Source organism: Quadrisphaera granulorum, assembly GCF_003149145.1.
Classification (GTDB): domain Bacteria; phylum Actinomycetota; class Actinomycetes; order Actinomycetales; family Quadrisphaeraceae; genus Quadrisphaera; species Quadrisphaera granulorum.
Genome location: NZ_QGDQ01000076.1, coordinates 1 through 1,413, shown reverse-complemented (window position 1 = coordinate 1,413; position 1,413 = coordinate 1). Strand labels below are relative to the sequence as shown.

Annotated in this window: 1 pseudogene; it reads left to right on the top strand. The window is 73.2% G+C overall.

Annotation, left to right across the window (positions count from 1 at the left end):
* Window positions 1–1,245, top strand: a pseudogene (locus tag BXY45_RS22750) (hypothetical protein); the annotation flags it as partial.
* Window positions 1,246–1,413: the final 168 nt, after the last annotated feature.

Genomic DNA, 1,413 nt, shown 5'->3' with positions numbered 1-1,413 from the left:
GCGCCGTTCTTGGTGCGGGCGGGGTTGCGTTCCCCGGGGTGCCGGTTGCGGCGGGTGCTGAGCGATCCGTTCACCGGTGACCTGATCGCGGTGGATGGGCATACCTACCCCGCGTCCTGGCTCACCACCCCCGACGATGACGGCCCCGACACTGACGACGACGACCCCGCCACCTCCGATGACGGCCCTGACAGTCCCGGCCCCACCACCCCAGAGGACGGCCCCGATCCCGGTAGCCCCGGCGAACCCAGCCCTGGCGACGGTCCGCAGGACGACGGCGACCCCGACACTCCCGCCGGCGGCTCCAGCGACACCGGAGGCGGCTACGAGGACACCGGCGGAAGTGCTGGCGGAAGTGTCGGTGGTTGTGGCGGCGCAGGTTCCGCAGCGCCACCGGCTATGCCACCGTCCGGCTCGACGGGCAGCTCGCCGGCTCAGCCGTCGCCACGATCAGCGACGGGGTCGGCTGCGAGGGGCAGGGCGGGGCGCTTCCGTGGCCACCCGATCCAGCAGCTCCCCCCGAAGGCTGCTGCCACCTTCGAGACCGTTCCCGTCCGGGACAGCGGTCCCGCTAGCGACCCCGCCGCCGCCGACCCCGCCGCCGCCGACCGAGACGACCGACGAGACGACAGACGGGACGACCGCCGAGATGCCGACCCGGGCGTCGGCTGGGGCGACGGTTGGGATCACGGTCCCGAACCCGACGCCGATGTCGACCTCGATCCGGACCTCGAGGGCGGTGATGCTTGCGCGGCCGGTGAGTGTGAGCCGGTCGATGCTGACGCCTGCCCCCTGAACGCCATCGGCGGCGGCCCGCACGACCCACCGGCTGCGCTGCGCCGGTACGTCACCGCGTTGTGGGGGACCTCCACCGGGCCGGGGGACACCCTGCCGGCGGAGCAGGCAGACCTGGACCACGTCACCCCCTGGGGTCCGGGCCCTGGGCAGGGCGGGCCGACGTGTGCGTGCAACCTGGACCCCAAGTCCCGCTCCACTCACCGCCGCAAGCACGCCGCCACCGCCCACGACGCGCCGTGGACCGCGCGGTGGGAGCACTGGAGGTGCACCGCCGGGCACGCCCACTGGCGTTCACCGCTGGGCATCGAGCACGTCACCCGCCCGAAGTCGTACACCGACCCTGACCCGATGTACCGCGCCTGGGCGCCACCACCGCGGGTCACCGCCCCGGACACGTTCCAGCAGGCCAAGCCCGCACTGAGCTTCCCCACCGAGCCGCCCTTCTGAACCGGGCGGCTCCACGGGGCAACCAGCTCAGAGGACCCCTAGATCGAGATGTACTCGGTCGCGTGCTGGCCCTTGAACGGCTCTGGCCGGGGGCCGTCTCGGAGGAGGAAAATGGGGGCGGGTCGGGGCGGTTCGACGTCGGTGACGATTGGTGCTGACGAGCCCGTC